Origin of the sequence: Halomonas sp. NCCP-2165 (genome assembly GCF_023708045.1) — a bacterium.
In the GTDB taxonomy this organism is placed as follows: domain Bacteria; phylum Pseudomonadota; class Gammaproteobacteria; order Pseudomonadales; family Halomonadaceae; genus Bisbaumannia; species Bisbaumannia pacifica.
This window is the reverse complement of record NZ_BRCY01000043.1, coordinates 1-16,658: the sequence shown is the minus strand read 5'-3', so window position 1 is coordinate 16,658 and position 16,658 is coordinate 1. Positions and strand designations below refer to the sequence as shown.

At 67.5% G+C, this 16,658-nt stretch carries 13 protein-coding genes and 1 other annotated feature; of the genes, 10 read left to right on the top strand and 3 right to left on the bottom strand.

Annotated elements, in window-relative coordinates:
- The first annotated feature begins 206 nt into the window (after positions 1 to 206).
- From NFU04_RS15575 to glrR, 6 genes are all read left to right on the top strand, one after another.
- Positions 207 to 887, top strand: a complete 681-nt coding sequence (locus NFU04_RS15575) for a TIGR00153 family protein (protein ID WP_251310334.1) — start codon at positions 207 to 209, stop codon at positions 885 to 887.
- Positions 888 to 983: 96 nt separating this feature from the next.
- Positions 984 to 2,249, top strand: coding sequence for an inorganic phosphate transporter (locus NFU04_RS15570; RefSeq protein WP_251310333.1), 1,266 nt, complete (start codon positions 984 to 986; stop codon positions 2,247 to 2,249).
- A gap of 118 nt (positions 2,250 to 2,367) precedes the next feature.
- Positions 2,368 to 3,678 (top strand): amino-acid N-acetyltransferase, encoded by a 1,311-nt coding sequence (gene argA, locus NFU04_RS15565; protein ID WP_251310332.1) that lies wholly within the window; start codon positions 2,368 to 2,370, stop codon positions 3,676 to 3,678.
- Between the two features lie 1,259 nt (positions 3,679 to 4,937).
- Complete coding sequence (locus tag NFU04_RS15560; RefSeq protein WP_251310331.1) at positions 4,938 to 6,446, top strand: sensor histidine kinase; 1,509 nt, start codon at positions 4,938 to 4,940, stop codon at positions 6,444 to 6,446.
- A 3-nt stretch (positions 6,447 to 6,449) separates the two neighbouring features.
- Positions 6,450 to 6,992, top strand: coding sequence for a hypothetical protein (locus NFU04_RS15555; protein ID WP_251310330.1), 543 nt, complete (start codon positions 6,450 to 6,452; stop codon positions 6,990 to 6,992).
- 19 nt (positions 6,993 to 7,011) lie between these two features.
- Positions 7,012 to 8,355, top strand: coding sequence for a two-component system response regulator GlrR (glrR, locus tag NFU04_RS15550; RefSeq protein WP_285835168.1), 1,344 nt, complete (start codon positions 7,012 to 7,014; stop codon positions 8,353 to 8,355).
- A 40-nt stretch (positions 8,356 to 8,395) separates the two neighbouring features.
- Here glrR and NFU04_RS15545 read toward each other — a convergent pair whose 3' ends face one another.
- From NFU04_RS15545 to NFU04_RS15535, 3 genes are all read right to left on the bottom strand, one after another.
- On the bottom strand, positions 8,396 to 9,049 hold the full coding sequence (locus tag NFU04_RS15545) for a peroxiredoxin (RefSeq protein WP_146802178.1): 654 nt from the start codon (positions 9,047 to 9,049) through the stop codon (positions 8,396 to 8,398).
- Between the two features lie 117 nt (positions 9,050 to 9,166).
- The gene (gene xseA, locus NFU04_RS15540) at positions 9,167 to 10,525 is read right to left on the bottom strand and encodes an exodeoxyribonuclease VII large subunit (RefSeq protein WP_251310329.1); all 1,359 of its coding nucleotides are present in this window, start codon (positions 10,523 to 10,525) and stop codon (positions 9,167 to 9,169) included.
- Between the two features lie 117 nt (positions 10,526 to 10,642).
- A complete protein-coding gene (locus tag NFU04_RS15535) occupies positions 10,643 to 11,194 on the bottom strand; it encodes a PRC-barrel domain-containing protein (RefSeq protein ID WP_251310328.1) in 552 nt (183 codons plus the stop codon).
- A gap of 213 nt (positions 11,195 to 11,407) precedes the next feature.
- Here NFU04_RS15535 and guaB point away from each other — a divergent pair, with 213 nt between their 5' ends.
- The 4 genes from guaB (at position 11,408) to NFU04_RS15515 (ending at position 16,525) form a co-directional block, all read left to right on the top strand.
- Positions 11,408 to 12,877, top strand: a complete 1,470-nt coding sequence (gene guaB, locus NFU04_RS15530; RefSeq protein ID WP_251310327.1) for an IMP dehydrogenase — start codon at positions 11,408 to 11,410, stop codon at positions 12,875 to 12,877.
- A gap of 25 nt (positions 12,878 to 12,902) precedes the next feature.
- Positions 12,903 to 12,967: a sequence feature (DnaX frameshifting element), on the bottom strand.
- Positions 12,968 to 12,978: 11 nt separating this feature from the next.
- Positions 12,979 to 14,556 (top strand): glutamine-hydrolyzing GMP synthase, encoded by a 1,578-nt coding sequence (gene guaA / locus NFU04_RS15525; protein ID WP_251310326.1) that lies wholly within the window; start codon positions 12,979 to 12,981, stop codon positions 14,554 to 14,556.
- A gap of 99 nt (positions 14,557 to 14,655) precedes the next feature.
- A complete protein-coding gene (locus NFU04_RS15520; RefSeq protein WP_251310325.1) occupies positions 14,656 to 15,525 on the top strand; it encodes a putative RNA methyltransferase in 870 nt (289 codons plus the stop codon).
- Between the two features lie 238 nt (positions 15,526 to 15,763).
- The gene (locus NFU04_RS15515; protein ID WP_285835167.1) at positions 15,764 to 16,525 is read left to right on the top strand and encodes an ion transporter; all 762 of its coding nucleotides are present in this window, start codon (positions 15,764 to 15,766) and stop codon (positions 16,523 to 16,525) included.
- The last annotated feature ends 133 nt before the right edge of the window (positions 16,526 to 16,658 follow it).

Sequence of the window (16,658 nt, the reverse complement as noted above, 5' to 3'; positions counted from 1 at the left end):
GTGTTGGCCAGCTCCAGGCATTCGGGGGGGCGACTCAGCAGGGGGTGGGCCAGCAGTCGTTGGGGGCCATCTTCGGGCAGGGCGAGCTTGAGCTCGATCTCTTGGGCCATGGGGGTTTCCTGTGTGACGAAGGGGTGAATTTTTTATGACGCTGGCGGCTTCAATCACTATACTGACGCCGCCAATTCCCAAGTGCGAATTCTCCTATGGTGACTCCCAACCCCTTTTCCGCGATGTTTGGCCGTTCGCCATTCCAGCCGCTGTTAGCGCATATCGTCAAGGCCAGCGAGGCCGCGAATGAGCTGCTGCCCTTCTTCGAAGCGACCCTGACCGGCGACTGGGACACGGCGGCTCGCCACCGTGAGACGATTACCCGCCTGGAACACGAGGCCGATGAGCTCAAGACCGAGCTGCGTCTCAACCTGCCCAATACCATGTTCCTGCCGGTCTCCCGTTCCGATCTGCTCGACCTGATCAGCGTACAGGACAAGATCGCCAACAAGGCACGGGATATCACCGGCATCATGCTGGGTCGCCAGATGCAGGTGCCCGAGGCGCTGGCCGGCCCCATGCGCGACTACCTGCACATCTCGGTGGGCGCCGTGACCCAGGCCCGCAAGGCGCTGGAAGAGCTCAAGGATCTGCTGGAATCCGGCTTCGGCCGCAACGTCTCCGACGTGATGCAGAACCTGATCCGTGAGCTGCACACCTTGGAACACCAGGCCGATGGCCAGCAGGTGGCGATCCGCCGTCAGCTCTTCGAGCTGGAGAGCGAGTTGCCGCCGGTGGATGTGATGTTCCTCTACCAGATCATCGATTGGATCGGCGAGCTCTCCGACCGCGCCGAGCGGGTCGGCAGTCGCCTGCAGATCCTCACCGCTCGCTGAGGCCGGCGCCACCGCGCCCGCCCGGCTTCGGTCCGCGGGACAACCCCGTCACGGACCCCTCGCATTCCTCCGACACCTACATAGGATCCAAGCCCTATGTCGATCATTGCGCAGCACGGCGAAATCTTCATTATCCTGGCCTGTCTCTTCGGCTTCTTCATGGCCTGGGGGGTGGGGGCCAATGACGTGGCCAACGCCATGGGCACTTCGGTGGGCTCCCGGGCTATCACCATCAAACAGGCGATCATCATCGCCGTGATCTTCGAATTCCTCGGTGCCTGGCTGGCCGGCGGCGAGGTCACCGATACCGTCCGCAAGGGCATCATCGATCCGGCGCTGTTGACCGATACGCCGCAGCTGCTGGTCTACGGCATGCTGGCGGCGCTGCTGGCCGCGGCCACCTGGTTGCTGATCGCCTCCATGAAGGGCTGGCCGGTCTCCACCACCCACTCCATCGTCGGCGCCATCGTCGGCTTCGCGGTGGCGGGGCTGGGCGCGGCCTCCGTGGATTGGGGCGCGGTCGGCAAGATCGCCGCCAGTTGGGTAGTATCGCCGCTGTTGTCCGGCACCATCGCCTTCGGCCTGTTCAAGACGGTACAGCATCTGATCTTCGAGGCCCGCGACCCCTTCGCCGCCGCCAAGCGCTATGTGCCGGTCTATATCTTCCTGGTGGGCTTCGTGGTGGCCATGGTCACCCTGGTCAAGGGCCTCAAGCATATCGGCCTCGACTTCTCCTATACCCAGAGCTTCCTGCTGTCGGTGGTGCTCGGCCTGATCATCATGGTCATCGGCATCCTGCTGGAGCGCCGGGTCGATTACCAGAAGAGCGCCGGCGATGCCTTCGGCTATGGTGGCGTGGAGCGGGTCTTTGGCGTGCTGATGCTGTTTACCGCCTGTGCCATGGCCTTCGCCCACGGCTCCAATGACGTGGCCAATGCGGTGGGGCCGCTGGCGGCGATCATCAGCGTGGTGCAAAGTGGCGGTGCCGTCGAAGGCGCCGCCCTGGTGCCCTGGTGGGTGCTGGTGCTGGGCGGCGGCGGCATCGTGGTTGGCCTGGTCACCTATGGCCGCAAGGTGATCGCCACCGTGGGCACCGGGATCACCGAGCTGACCCCCAGCCGCGGCTTCGCCGCCACCCTGGCCGCCGCCACCACCGTGGTGCTGGCCTCGGGCACCGGCCTGCCGATCTCCACTACCCATACCCTGGTGGGGGCGGTGCTGGGCGTGGGCCTGGCCCGCGGCATGTCGGCGCTGAACCTGCGGGTCATCGGCACCATCGCCATGTCCTGGTTGATCACCCTGCCCGCCGGTGCCGGCCTGGCGATCCTCTTCTTCTTTATGTTCAAGGGGATGTTCGGCTAAGCGGCCAGACTCACAGAGTCGGTGAAGCAACGGCGGCGCCCAAGGGTGCCGCCGTTTTGCATGCCTTGCTATAGTCGAAGCTCACTGTATCCGTTCACCTGCTGCCGGAGTGCGGCCCTTGAATAAGCGTTTTCCCTTCGTCGACTGGTTCCGTAACTCGTCCCCCTATATCAATGCCCACCGCGGCCGAACCTTCGTCATCCTGATCGAGGGCGAAGCCATGGCCGAGGGGCGAGGCGAGCAGCTGATCCAGGATCTGGCCCTGCTGCATACCCTGGGCGTGCGCCTGGTGGTGGCCTACGGCATTCGCCCCCAGGTGCGGCAGGTGCTGCGCGACGATGGCATTACCCCCTACCGCCACGAAGGGCGCTGGGTCGCCGACGATACCATCATGGCCCGGGTCGAGCGTATCGCCGCCGAGCAGCGACTGTGGCTGGAGGCGCGCCTCTCCGTGGGCCTGCCCAATACGCCCCTGCACGGGGTGGAATTGACCGCCGTCTCCGGCAACCTGGTGATGGCCAAGCCCCTGGGCGTGCGTGAGGGCATCGACTACGACCGCAGCGGCGAGGTGCGGCGCGTCCGCGCCACGGCGATTCAGGGCCTGCTCGATCAGGGCTCCCTGGTGGTCCTGCCGCCCCTGGGCTTCTCGAGTACCGGCGAGGTATTCGATCTGGATGCCGCCGAGGTCGCGCAGCAGGCGGCGGTGGCGCTGGGCGCCGACAAGCTGATCCTGCTGGGGGAGGCGGCGGGACTGCACGATGCCAGCGGCCAGTTGCAGCGCCAGCTGACCCCCGCCGAGGCGACGCCGCTGATGGAGCGCGCCGCTCCCGGCAGCGAGCTGGCTCGCCACCTTGGGGCCGCCTGCGGCGCGGCTCGCCACGGCGTGGCCCGCACCCACCTGCTCTCCTGGCTCGATCACGATGCCCTGCTGGGGGAGCTGTTCACCCGCGACGGGGTGGGCACCATGATCACCCAGCACCGCTACGAGCAGCTGCGTGCCGCCGAGCTGGCCGATGTGGGGGGGCTGCTGGAACTGCTGGAGCCCCTGGAGCGCCGCGGCATGCTGGTGGCTCGCTCCCGGGAGCGCCTGGAGCACGAGATCGACGACTATGTACTGATCGATCGCGATGGCATGGTGATCGGCTGTGCCGCCCTGCACTGCTTCGGCGATGCCGAGATGGGCGAGCTGGCCTGTGTGGCGGTGCATGGTGACTACCGCGGTGGTGCCCGGGGGGAGCTGTTGCTGGCCGAGGTGGAGCGTCGCGCCCGTCGCCTGGGGCTGACGGCGCTGTTCGCGTTGACCACCCATACCGCCCACTGGTTCTTCGAGCACGGCTTCCAGCTCGCCTCGGTGGCGGACCTGCCGCCCATGAAGCGCGAGGCCTATAACCAGGCACGCAAGTCGAAGGTGCTGATCAAGGCCCTGTGAGCGATGGTCCCGGGTGGTGCGTGTCGCCGCCCGGGGCCCGTTCCGGGCAGGGTGTCGCAGAAAAGCATATATTAACCCTATGATTTTAAAGTCTAAATTGAAATTCTTTGCAAAAACGTCGGAGAATCGCGACGTTCTTCCCGCCTTTCCCGGGGCTATCTGCTCCCAGCGTCGATACCCCTTTCTCGCTTGACTGTTCAAGTCATTGTATTTAAAGAAGTTTTAAAGATATGGCACGGCTGTCGCTATAGTCAGGGTGAGCAGCGAGGAGGAGATCGTTACGGCTCATCTCCTTCGGTCCCGAGTCGGGCGAGCACGTCGCTCCCTGTGCCGCTCGCCCTCTCCGGGGCCAGCGTCTGCTCCATGCGATGTGACACTCAGGTTGCGATGAGACCGGTGCCGCCGTCAGGCAAGGAAGGGTGCCGTTAACGGGCAAGGAGGCCCTGGCAAGGATGCCTCATCCCCTGCGGGGGATCGATTATCGACGGGCAGGCGAAGGCCTCCCCGTCCTGCGGAATGAAGCCGGGCAACTGCTCCCGTCGTGATAGCCCCTGGCAGGCGATGACCCACGACATGGCTTCCGGGCCTCGGGCCCTGCGAGTGGCGATGCCCCCCGGCCAGGCGGCAGGGCAGCGACGCTCGTCCCCTTTAGTTCCCTGCGTACCTCGGGCCGACCCTGTCGGCCCATTTTTTTGTGCCGGGCCGGGAAGATAAGGACGACTGTCGGCGATTTGCCACGACGGCTCGCCCGGTGTCGCCAAATGCATACTAAGTAAAGCACTGTTTATAAAGGATATTTTATTTCTCACGGAAAAGGTGTCTCCAGAAGGAGACAAGGCGGTGCTGAAAAGTGGCGGCCTCTCGTCGGCGGGGGCGCTGATTCGCCAGGTGTTATTTATAAGGTGTTGTATTTTTAGGATTTTTTTTTGAGTGGTACGGATCTGGCAATAAGTGGGGCAAGCGGGGCGAAGGACCGCGAGCACTGCCCCGATACGGGGAAGGTTTCTCGATAAGTCGCCCCCTCAGGCGGTTTATCCATGAAGTCCGGCTGGCCCTCGAGGAGCGTGGCTTTCCGGCTTCGGGCCCCTGGCCCAGCGGCGGTTTCGATCGATACGCCGTCACTTCAGTTCCCTGCGTACCTTGGGCCGGCTCTGCCGGCCCTCTTTTTTTATGGGCGCTCCCTGGCCCTGGCGGTATCTCTGGTATTCTCGTGAGTATGACGCATGGCAACGACCCTACTCCGGCATAGAACCCTGGCCATGACCACGCAGGTGTCGCGCCGCTGGCGCCCACGCTCCCTGTTGCAGCTGGTATTGCTCGCCTTCCTGGTGGTCATGCTGCCGCTGGGAATCCTGATGTTCCAGGCCGGTCAGGCACTGGCCGAGCTGACTCGCCTGGCCGATGCCGGCGCTCGTCAGGCGGTGGAGGAGACCCGGCGCGCCCGGGCCCTCACTTCCCTGTCGCTGGAGATGGAGCGTAGCGCCCGCCAGTATGCGGTGGTGGAAGAGCCCGGCCTGATGACGCTGTTTCTCGCGCGGCATGCCGAGTTCGAGTCGCTGCTTCGCGACCAGCGGCGCCTGTTGCCGGAGAATCCCGATGTCCTGGCGCTCGGCCCGCTGCTCGAGGCGCTGGGCGAACTGCCGGAGCTGTCGGCATCCCAGGTGGGCGAGCGCCTCGAGCTCTTCGCCGCCCTGGCCGAGCATGCCGAAGCGGTCCGTCGAGCCACCAATCGCCGCATCGACGAGCGCATCGAGGCGATCCGCGAGCATGCCGGCCAGGTCCAGGCCCGGCTCTGGCTGCAGACCCTGGCCCTGGTGTCCGCCAGCCTGGCGTTGATGCTGCTCTTTACCTGGCTGATCATTCGACCCATTCGGCAGCTCGAGCGGCGTATCCAGGGGATCGGCGGCACCAGCCGCACGGGCCCGGTGGCGCCTTCCATCCAGGGGCCGGCGGAGCTGGTGCGCCTCGGCGAACGCCTCGACTGGCTCTCGGAACGCCTGGGCGAGGTCGAGGCCCAGAAGCAGCAGTTCCTGCGCCATATGTCCCATGAGCTCAAGACGCCCTTGGCCAGCGTGCGCGAGGGCACGGCACTGCTCTGCGACGGGGTGGCCGGGCGCCTCGACCCGCGCCAGCGGGAGATCCTCGAGCTGATCGATGCCAGCGGCGACGAGCTGCAGCGGCTGATCGAGCAGCTGCTCGACTACAACCTGCTCCAGCATCACCGCGAGGTGGATATCCGGCGCTTCGACATGAGCGCGCTGATCGGGGAGCTGCTGGCCAAGCACCGGCTGGCCCTGACCCACAAGGGCATGCGGGTGACCTCGCCCGAGCGGCCCCTGGAATGGTGCGCCGATCGCACCGCGACCGGGCGCATTCTCGACAATCTGTTGTCCAACGCCATCGCCTATGGGGAGGATAACGGCAGCCTGGAGATTCGCCTGCGTCGCGAGGGGGCCACCCTGGTCATCGAGGTGGCCAACAGCGGCGAGGCGATCGACGAGGGGGATCGGGGGCGCCTCTTCGAACCCTTCTATCAGGGACGGGTGCGCCGCAAGGGGGCCCTCAAGGGCTCCGGCATCGGCCTCTCGGTGGCCGCCGATTGCGCGCGCATGCAGCAGGGCCGCCTGGAGCTGATCACCGACGACCTGCTGCCGGTGTGTTTCCGCCTGACCCTGCCCTGGCAGCCTGGCCCACCCCCCGAACCAGAACAGAAAAATATCCCTGCACCGAAAGACCCGGAGGCGCAGGAGCACGCAAGGAGCCGTTGAGACATGACGCATCGTATCGTCGTTGCCCTGGCGGGGATCGCCCTGCTGGGGGGTTGTCAGTGGGTACCCCGGCTGCCGGAAGCCCTGGGGCCCGAGTCTGCCGCCGTGAATCCGGCCTGCGAGCGGGAGGTTCCCCTGCTGGTGGAGGAGAGTGCCTGCTTGCTGGATGCCTGGATAGCCTTCGGCCTGGCCTCCCAGCGCGGCGAGCGCCAGTGGCGCGAGAGCCTGCTGGTCCGCCTCGGCGGCGAGGATGAGCGCTCGCGGCTGGCCCGGGCCGCCCTGCTGGCCTGGGGCAGTGAGCGTCAGTGGGACGCCGCCGCCAGGCTGCTGGACGATGCGCTGATCGGCGGGGCGCCGGAGGCCTTGCAGCCGCTGCTGCGCTACTGGCGCAACGACCTGGAGGGACGCCGCGCCCTGGCCGGCCGGCTGGCGCGCAGCGAGCGCCAGCGCCAGACCCTGGCGGCGGAGCGCCTGGAACTGGAAGAGCAGCTCGAGGCGCTGACCGCCATCGAGCAGAGCATCAACCTACGTCAGCCGTCGCCATGACGGAGACCGGAGTCGAAGAGTGAAGCAAGCCGCGCATATCCTGCTGGTAGATGACGACGCCAGCCTGCTGAAGCTTCTGGGCATGCGCCTGGAGAGTCATGGGTTTCGGGTCACCACGGCGGCCAGCGGCCGCGAGGCCCTGGAGCGGGTCGAGGTCGCGCGCCCCGACCTGGTGCTGTCCGACCTGCGCATGGATGGCATGGACGGCCTGGCGCTGTTCCAGGAGCTGCAGCGGCGCCTGCCCGGCCTGCCGGTGATCATCCTCACCGCCCATGGCTCGATCCCCGAGGCGGTGAGCGCCACCCGTCAGGGAGTCTTCAGCTTCCTGACCAAGCCGGTCAATCGCGACGAGCTGTTCGCCGCCATCGACGAGGCCCTGGCCCAGACCCCGCGGGGCGGCGAGGGCGAACAGGGCTGGCGGGCCGAGATCATCACCCGTAGCCCGGAGATGGAACGCATCCTCGAGCAGGCGCAGATGGTCGCCGCCTCGGACGTCAGCGTGCTGGTGACCGGCCCCTCCGGTTCCGGCAAGGAGCTGCTGGCCAGTGCCATCCACAAGGCGAGCCCGCGGGCCGACAAGCCGTTCGTGGCGATCAACTGCGGTGCCCTGCCGGAGCAGCTGCTGGAGAGCGAACTGTTCGGTCACGCCAAGGGCGCCTTTACCGGCGCGGTCAGCCAGCATCAGGGCCTCTTCCAGGCCGCCGATGGCGGCACCCTCTTCCTCGACGAGATCGGTGACATGCCATTGCCGTTGCAGGTCAAGCTGCTGCGCGCCCTCCAGGAGCGCCAGGTGCGGCCCCTGGGCTCCACCGTCTCGCTGCCCATCGATGTGCGGATCATCTCCGCCACCCACCGCGACCTGAGTCGTGCCATGGCCGACGGCGACTTCCGCGAGGACCTCTACTACCGCCTCAACGTGGTCAACCTCAAGCTGCCGGCCCTCAAGGAGCGCGCCGAGGACGTGCCGCTGCTGGCCAAGCACCTGGTGGCCAAGGTGGCCTCCCGTCACAAGGCCTTCGTCAAGGGCTTCTCGCCGGAGGCCCTCAACCTGCTGGCCTCCTGCGCCTGGCCGGGGAATGTCCGCCAACTGGTCAATGTGGTGGAGCAGTGCGTGGCCCTGAGCAGCGCGCCGATCATCCCCGAGGCGCTGGTCTCCCAGGCGCTGGCCGCCGAGGAGAATGGCCTGCCCACCTTCAATGACGCCCGCGCCGGTTTCGAACGCAGCTATCTGATCAAGGTATTGAAGATCACCGAGGGCAACGTCACCCAGGCGGCGCGTATCGCCGGGCGTAACCGCACCGACTTCTACAAGCTGCTGGGACGCCACGACCTGGAGCCGGGGCGCTTCAAGCCGGGGGCCTGAGGAGGGAGCCCCCGCCGAGTGGCGGGGGCGTCGCCAAGCCTTACTTGGGCAGCTTGGTCTTGCGCAGGTAGGGGAAGATGGTCTCGAACTCGCCGAATTTTGCCTTGGCATCCGCATCGGAGACGGTGGGCGGAATGATCACGTCTTCGCCGACGGTCCAGTTGACCGGCGTGGCCACGCCCTTGCTGGCGGTGGTCTGGAGGGCGTCCAGGGCGCGCAGTACCTCGGCGAAGTTGCGGCCCACGGTCATCGGGTAGGTCATGGAGAGCTTGAGCTGCTTGTCCGGGCCGATGATATAGACGGTGCGCACGGTGGCGCTGTCGGCCGGGGTGCGGCCGTCGGGCAGGTAGGCCTCGGCGGGCAGCATGTCGAACAGCTTGGCGACCTTGAGGTCATCGTCGGCGATGATCGGGAAGCCCACCGGGCACTCGGCATACTGCTCGATATCACCGATCCAGCCCTTGTGCTCCTCGACCCCGTCCACGGAGACGCCGATCACCTTGGTGTTGCGCTTCTTCCACTCCTCATCGAGCTGGGCCACGGCGCCGAACTCGGTGGTGCACACCGGTGTGAAGTCCTTGGGGTGGGAGAAGAGGATGGCCCAGCTGTCACCGATCCATTCGTGGAAGCGGATCGGCCCCTGGCTGGTCTGTGCCTCGAAATCGGGGACGACATCATTGATACGCAGTGACATGGTGTAGCTCCTTCTAGCGGAATGGATGCGAGCCGGCGGGCCAGCCGCCGGTAGCGGGTGGGACACGACCCACTAGACCCTAGCATAACCGGGAGGTTCGGCGGCAGGCTCGTGGCGTCAGCGCGAGGCGGGCCCCGTGTCCTGATGCACCGCGGTGACCTCCAGGTCGAGGCGCCCCTCGCCGAGGCGGGCACCGAGCCGCTGCCCGGGGCGGGCCTCCGCGGCGCGGCGCACCACCCGGTGCGTCTCGTCCTCGAGGATCGCATAGCCGCGCCCCAGCACCGCCAGCGGGCTCACCGCCTGCAGCTCCCGCACCACCCCGCCGAAGCGTTCACGATGCCGGGCCAGCTCCCGGGGCATGGCCCGACTCAGGCGACGCTGGGCGGCCTCCAGGCGCTCGCGGGCCTGATGCAACTGGCGATGGGGCGGATGGGCGGCCAGGCGCCGCGCCAGCTGCCCCTCGCGATGGCGTTCGTGCTCCAGGCGCCGCTGCATGGCGCGGTGCAGCCGCGCGCACAGCTGCTCGAGGGCCTGGCGCTGGGTCGCCAGCCGCTCGCCCGGGTGGCGCAGCCGGGCGCGCAGATGGTCGAGGCGCTGGCCCTCACGGTCGAGACGGGCGCGCTGGGCGCGCACCAGGCGGGCGTCCCATTGTCCCAGGCGGCGACGCAGGTCGGCCTGGTCCGGCACCAGTTGCTCGGCGGCGGCGGAGGGGGTGGGGGCGCGGATATCGGCGGCGAAGTCGGCCAGGGTCAGGTCCACCTCGTGACCCACCGCCGACATCACCGGCAGCCGCGAATGGAAGATGGCCCGCGCCAGGTGCTCGTCGTTGAAGGCCCAGAGGTCCTCCAGGCTGCCGCCGCCGCGGGTGATCAGGATGGCGTCCCGGGCCGGGTCCAGGTTGGCCTGGCGATTGAGCAGGGCCAGGGCGCGGATCAGGCCGGGTGCCGCCTCGCGACCCTGCACCGGCACCGGGATCAGGGTGGGGCGGGCCAGGGGCCAGCGCGCCGCCAGCACCGCCAGGACGTCGCGGATCGCCGCGCCGCTGGGCGAGCTGAGGATCAGCAGGTGGCGGGGCGGGTAGGGCAGTTGGCGGGCATTGGCGAAGACGCCCTCCGCCTCGAGCTGGGTCTTGAGGCGCTGGTAGGCCGCCAGCAGCTCGCCCTCGCCGCTGGCCTGCACTGCCTCGACGATCAACTGGTAGTCGCCACGGGGCTCGAAGATCGATAGCCGGCCGCGCACCTTGACCCGGTCGCCGTCGCGCATCGGTGCCGCGACGAAGCGCGCCCGGGTGCGGAACAGCGCGCAGCGCAGTTGGGCCTCGGCGTCCTTGAGGGTGAAGTAGACATGCCCCGAGGCCGGCCGCGACACCCCGGAGAGCTCGCCCTCCACCCAGCAGTCGCCGAAGTCGCGCTCCAGCAGCAGGCGCGCCTGGCGATTGAGCTGGCTGACGGAGAGCGGGGCGGGGGTATCGGACATGGCGGGGCTCCTCGGGCTAAGGCGCCCAGCCTAGCATGTCGGGAGGCCGGAAATGCAGCACCGCCGGACCTGGGCCCGGCGGTGCATCGGTCGATCTAGGCACCGGTTCCGGAAGGCTCACTCATTGGGGGTGACCGCATCCCGGGCCGCCTCCCAGGCCTGCCGGGCGTTCTCGCGGGTGGTCTCCCAGGCGCGCTCGGCGCCCTCCTGAGTCGCCTGCCAGGCGCTCTCGGCCCCCTCCTGGGTCCGCATCCAGGCCTCCCGGGAGCGCTCCCTGGCCTGCGCCCACCAAGCGTCGTCATAGGTCGGGTAGCCCTCGAGTTCCTCGGCGCTGGCCTCGAGCATCACCCGGTGCTCGGCATCGCCGTCGTTCTCCAGGTCGGTCATCAGGGTGAAATTCCCGGACTCGACGATAAATTCGCGACCGCCGAGGCCCAGGGCGCTGCCGCTCTCGACCACCAGGGCGGTGATCTGCATCGCCTCGTCGAGGAGGATATCCTCGACCTCGCCGACTCGCTCGCCGGGATTGGCGGTCAGGTAGACGTCGGCGTCGAGGATGTCATCGGCGGAGTAGAGCCCCTGGGGCTGGTAGGTCGATTGGGCCTGGGCGCCCAGGGCCAGGCCGCCGGCCAGGGTGGCAATGGCGAGGGAGAGGGTCGGTTGACGCATCGCATCACTCCTTTCCTTGAGTGGGAATGGATTGCCGCCCCTTCACCCTAGCCAAGACACGCCGATTCGACAGTGATTCCCTGTGTTGTCCTGTTCGGCTCTGTTACCCGCGTGGTGGGGCCCGTGACGGGGCCCACTCATGGCGTTATAATGGCGGATTAATTTCCCCACGCCCCGTCCCCCATCATCTGCTTAACATTGGGTGTTGCCGATATGCTACGTATGGCGCAAGAAGCTCTTACGTTCGATGACGTATTACTCGTTCCCGGCTACTCAGAGGTCCTGCCCAAGGATGTCAGCCTCAAGTCCCGCCTGACCCGCCACATCGAACTCAATATCCCCCTCGTTTCCTCCGCCATGGACACCGTCACCGAAGCTCGCCTGGCCATCGCCATGGCGCAGGAAGGTGGCATCGGCATCATCCACAAGAACCTGACCATCTCCGGCCAGGCCGCCGAGGTGCGCAAGGTCAAGAAGCACGAGAGCGTGATCGTCAAGGATCCCGTCACCGTCAGCCCCAAGGCCAAGCTGGAAGACCTGCTGGCCATGGCCGACGAGTACGGCTACTCCGGCTTCCCGGTGGTGGAGGGCGAGGCCCTGGTGGGCATCGTCACCGGCCGCGACATGCGCTTCCAGCCGGACCACAGCGACACCGTGGCGGGCATCATGACCCCCAAGGAGAAGCTGGTCACCGTGCCGGTGGGGACCCCCCTGGAGGAGATCAAGGCCAAGCTGCAGGAAAGCCGCATCGAGAAGATCCTGATCGTCGATGATCAGTTCCACCTGCAGGGCCTGGTCACCGTGCGGGATATCGAGAAGGCGCGCACCTACCCGATGGCCGCCAAGGACAGCGACGGCCGCCTGCTGGTGGGCGCCGCCGTGGGCACCGGCCCCGAGACCCCGGACCGGGTCGCCGCCCTGGTGGAGGCCGGCGTCGACGTCATCGTGGTGGACACCGCCCACGGCCATTCCAAGGGCGTCATCGACCGGGTCGCCTGGGTCAAGGCCAACTTCCCCCAGGTGCAGGTGATCGGCGGCAATATCGCCACGGCGGAAGCCGCGAAAGCGCTGGCCGAGGCCGGTGCCGATGGCGTCAAGGTGGGCATCGGCCCGGGCTCCATCTGCACCACCCGCATCGTCGCCGGCGTGGGGGTGCCGCAGATCAGCGCCGTGGCCAATGTTTCCGCGGCGCTGGAGCCCTATGACATCCCGCTGATCGCCGACGGCGGCGTGCGCTTCTCCGGCGACCTGGCCAAGGCCGTCGCCGCCGGCGCCAGCTGCGTGATGATCGGCGGCCTGCTGGCCGGCACCGAGGAGGCCCCCGGCGAGGTGGAGCTCTACCAGGGCCGTACCTACAAGGCCTACCGCGGCATGGGCTCCATGGGCGCCATGGCCCAGAGCCAGGGCAGCGCCGACCGCTACTTCCAGGACAAGGACGCCGGCGCCGAGAAGCTGGTGCCGGAAGGCATCGAGGGCCGGGTGCCCTACAAGGGCGTGATGAGCGCCATCGTCCACCAGCTGATGGGCGGCCTGCGCGCCTCCATGGGCTACACCGGCTGCACCTCCATCCAGGAGATGCGCACCAAGCCCGAGTTCGTGCAGATCACCGGTGCCGGCTTCGCCGAGTCCCACGTTCACGACGTGCAGATCACCAAGGAAGCCCCCAACTACCGGGCGGGCTAAGCCTGCAAGCTTGAAGCCGGAAGCTTGAAGCTGGAAGCGGGCAAGATGCCGCTTCCAGCTTTCGCTTTTACGGTACAGTTGCTTCTTAAAGGAAAGGCCAGATGACCGACATTCACGCCCACAAGATCCTGATCCTCGACTTCGGCTCCCAGTACACCCAGCTGATCGCCCGCCGGGTCCGCGAGATCGGCGTCTACTCCGAGATCCGCGCCTTCGATATCACCGAAGACGAGATCCGCGAGTACAACCCCAACGGCATCATCCTCGCCGGTGGCCCCGAGTCCGTCACCGAGCTCGACTCCCCCCGGGCCCCCCAGTGCGTCTTCGAGATGGGCCTGCCGGTCTTCGGCATCTGCTACGGCATGCAGACCATGGCCGAGCAGCTCGGCGGCAAGGTGGAAGGTTCCCACCAGCGCGAGTTCGGCTATGCCCAGGTGCGCATCGACGAGACCACCGCGCTGTTCCGCGATATCGCCGACCATATCGACCACGACACCGGCAAGAGCCTGCTCGACGTGTGGATGAGCCACGGCGACAAGGTGGCCCAGGTGCCCGACACCTTCACCGTCACCGCCTCCACCCCGAGCTGCCCCATCGCCGCCATGGCCTGGGAGGAGAAGCGCTTCTACGGGGTGCAGTTCCACCCCGAGGTGACCCACACCCTCCAGGGCCAGCGCATCCTCGAGCACTTCGTGCTGGAGATCTGCGGCGCCGAGCGCCTCTGGACCCCGGCCCAGATCATCGAGGACCAGATCGCTCGGGTCCGCGAGCAAGTGGGCGACCGCCACGTGCTGCTGGGCCTCTCCGGCGGCGTCGACTCCTCGGTGGTGGCGGCCCTGCTGCACAAGGCCATCGGCGACCAGTTGACCTGCGTGTTCGTCGACAACGGCCTGCTGCGCAAGAACGAGGGCGACCAGGTGATGGAGACCTTCGCCAAGCACATGGGCGTCAAGGTGATCCGCGTCGACGCCGAGCAGCTGTTCCTCGACAAGCTCAAGGGCGAGGCCGACCCGGAGGCCAAGCGCAAGATCATCGGCAACACCTTTATCGATGTCTTCGACGCCGAGGCCGCCAAGATCGAGGGCGTCGACTTCCTGGCCCAGGGCACCATCTACCCCGATGTCATCGAGTCCGCCGCCGCCAAGACCGGCAAGGCCCACGTCATCAAGTCCCACCACAACGTGGGCGGCCTGCCGGAGACCATGAAGCTCAAGCTGGTCGAGCCGCTGCGCGAGCTGTTCAAGGACGAGGTGCGCAAGCTCGGCGTCGAGCTCGGCCTGCCCTACGACATGGTCTACCGCCACCCCTTCCCGGGGCCGGGCCTGGGCGTGCGCATCCTCGGCGAGGTGAAGAAGGAGTACGCCGATATCCTGCGCGAGGCCGACGCCATCTTTATCGAGGAGCTGCACAAGGCCGACTGGTACCACAAGACCAGCCAGGCCTTCGCCGTCTTCCTGCCGGTCAAGTCCGTGGGCGTGGTCGGCGACGGCCGCCGCTACGAGTGGGTCATCGCCCTGCGCGCCGTGGAGACCATCGACTTCATGACCGCCCGCTGGGCCCACCTGCCCTACGAGCTGCTGGAGAAGGTCTCCAACCGCATCATCAACGAGCTCGCCGGGGTCTCCCGGGTCACCTACGACGTCTCGAGCAAGCCGCCGGCGACCATCGAGTGGGAATAACCCGCGCCGTGGCATGATGCCGCCGGTCGACAGGAACCCGCCACTCGGCGGGTTCCTTTGTGTTCGGCCTGGCGAGCCTGGGTTGATGAAGGGGGAAAGATGAATTCGACCACATTCACGGCGCTGGCCTGTCCGCTGGACGGCGAGCCGTTGCGACGAGACGGCGGTGCCTGGCGCTGCGCGGCCGGCCACGGCTTCGATATCGCCCGCCAGGGCTACGTCAACCTGCTGCCGGTGCAGCACAAGCGTTCCCGGGATCCCGGCGACAGCAAGGAGATGGTCGCGGCGCGTCGGCGCTTCCTCGAGGCCGGCCACTACCGGCCGATCGCCGAGGCCGTCGCCCGGGCGGTGCTGGCGCAGGCACCCGCCGGCGGCACGCTTCACTGCCTCGATGCCGGCTGCGGCGAGGGCTACTACCTGCGCGAGCTGGCCAGGACCCATGAGCAGGCCCAGGCGGCCGGTGACGAGCGGACGCTGGCCCTGCTGGGGGTGGATATCTCCAAGTGGGCGGTGCTCGCCGCCGCCAAGCAACAGCAGGCCGCCACCTGGGTGGTGGGCACCAATGCCCACCTGCCGGTGCAGGAGAGCAGCCTGGACGTCGTGCTGTGCCTGTTCGGCTTCCCCGTCTACCCCGAGTTCGCCCGGGTGCTGAAGCCGGGCGGCGTACTGCTGCGGGTCGATGCCGGCCCCGACCACCTTCGCGAGCTGCGCGAGATCATCTACCCCAGCCTCAAGGCGCCGCGGGCCGATGACGAGACGCTGCCGCCAGGCTTCGCGCCCCTCTCCCGGGAGAGGCTGCGCGATACCGTCGAGCTCGATGGCGCCGAGCCCATCGCCGACCTGCTGGCCATGACGCCACACCTCCATCGCGCCAAGGCCGAGGGCCGGGAGCGGGCGGCGGCGCTGGCGTCGCTGACCGTGACCCTGGACGTGCGGCTGACGCAGTGGGTCTACCAGCCCGCGGAGTAGAGGGGGCCATTATCGGTGGACTCGGGACGGCCTCCGTAGTACCGGTGACCGTCGCCCGGTGATCCGCCCCTCCAGAACGCAACGCTGGGCTTTAATTGCCTAAGGTCATTGAGCTTTCGGCCGATACCCACACTTAAGAGACTGTCGCAGGGAGCTGGCATGCAGGGCCACCGAGGAATACAGGGCAGGGCGGTAGTTTGGCCGCCCCGGGAGCCGAAGGGAGAGGGGGCGTCTCGATATGCTTAGGCGAGCGCTGCATCGCCAGCTGTCGCCCCAGGCCTGGCGGGAGGCGGGGCTGTCACCCGTCAACAAGGTTATCTGTGCCCTGGTCCTGCTGGCCTCCCTGGTGGCGGTGGTGGAGACCGAGCCCACCATTCGCCGCCTGGCTCCCGGCATCTTCCGCGGCATCGAAATCGTCTTCGTGGTGCTCTTCTCCGTCGAGTACCTGGCTCGCGTCTATGCCGCCGGCGAGGATCCCCGTTATCGCGGCATCGGCGGGCGGCTGCGCTACCTGCTGTCCTTCTGGGCACTGATCGACCTGATCGCCATCCTGCCCTTCTTCCTCGGCTTTCTCGCCCAGAACAACGCCTTCCTGTTGCGCATCTTTCGGGTGCTGCGGCTGCTGCGCCTGTCGCGGCTGGGACGCTTCAGCCGGGCCTGGTCGGCCCTGGCCGAGGCCCTGAGTGCCCGGGTCCACGAGCTGCTGCTCAGCGTGGGCGTGGCCGGCCTGTTGCTGCTGTTCTCCTCCGCCTGCCTCTATGCCGTGGAGGCCGCCGACCAGCCGGAGGCCTTCGGTAGCGTGCCCCGGGCGTTGTGGTGGAGCATAGCGACGCTGACCACCGTGGGCTATGGTGACGTGACGCCCATCACCGCCCTGGGCAAGCTCTTCGCCGGCCTTACCGCCGTCGCGGGCATCGGCATTATCGCCATGCCCACCGGCATCCTGGCCGCCGCCTTCAGCGACGCCTTCCAGAGCAAGAAAGCATCCCCGAAAGAGTGAGGAGGTAACGCCCTGAGCCGTCCCGGCTTTCTCGGAGACCCGTTGGTTTGAGTCAGGCCGCCTTCTTGGCCTGACCCTGTTGCTCATAATACAGCGCTTCTCGCTCGGCCGGTGGCATGTTGCCGATCGGCTC

Bases quoted from the DNA above. Each gene is read 5' to 3' on its own strand.
- guaB (WP_251310327.1), top strand. From the start codon at position 11,408: ATGCTACGTATGGCGCAAGAAGCTCTTACGTTCGATGACGTATTACTC.
- guaA (WP_251310326.1), top strand. From the start codon at position 12,979: ATGACCGACATTCACGCCCACAAGATCCTGATCCTCGACTTCGGCTCC.
- NFU04_RS15520 (WP_251310325.1), top strand. From the start codon at position 14,656: ATGAATTCGACCACATTCACGGCGCTGGCCTGTCCGCTGGACGGCGAG.
- xseA (WP_251310329.1), bottom strand. From the start codon at position 10,525: ATGTCCGATACCCCCGCCCCGCTCTCCGTCAGCCAGCTCAATCGCCAG.
- NFU04_RS15555 (WP_251310330.1), top strand. From the start codon at position 6,450: ATGACGCATCGTATCGTCGTTGCCCTGGCGGGGATCGCCCTGCTGGGG.
- NFU04_RS15545 (WP_146802178.1), bottom strand. From the start codon at position 9,049: ATGTCACTGCGTATCAATGATGTCGTCCCCGATTTCGAGGCACAGACC.
- NFU04_RS15560 (WP_251310331.1), top strand. From the start codon at position 4,938: ATGACCACGCAGGTGTCGCGCCGCTGGCGCCCACGCTCCCTGTTGCAG.
- NFU04_RS15575 (WP_251310334.1), top strand. From the start codon at position 207: ATGGTGACTCCCAACCCCTTTTCCGCGATGTTTGGCCGTTCGCCATTC.
- NFU04_RS15515 (WP_285835167.1), top strand. From the start codon at position 15,764: ATGCTTAGGCGAGCGCTGCATCGCCAGCTGTCGCCCCAGGCCTGGCGG.
- NFU04_RS15570 (WP_251310333.1), top strand. From the start codon at position 984: ATGTCGATCATTGCGCAGCACGGCGAAATCTTCATTATCCTGGCCTGT.
- NFU04_RS15535 (WP_251310328.1), bottom strand. From the start codon at position 11,194: ATGCGTCAACCGACCCTCTCCCTCGCCATTGCCACCCTGGCCGGCGGC.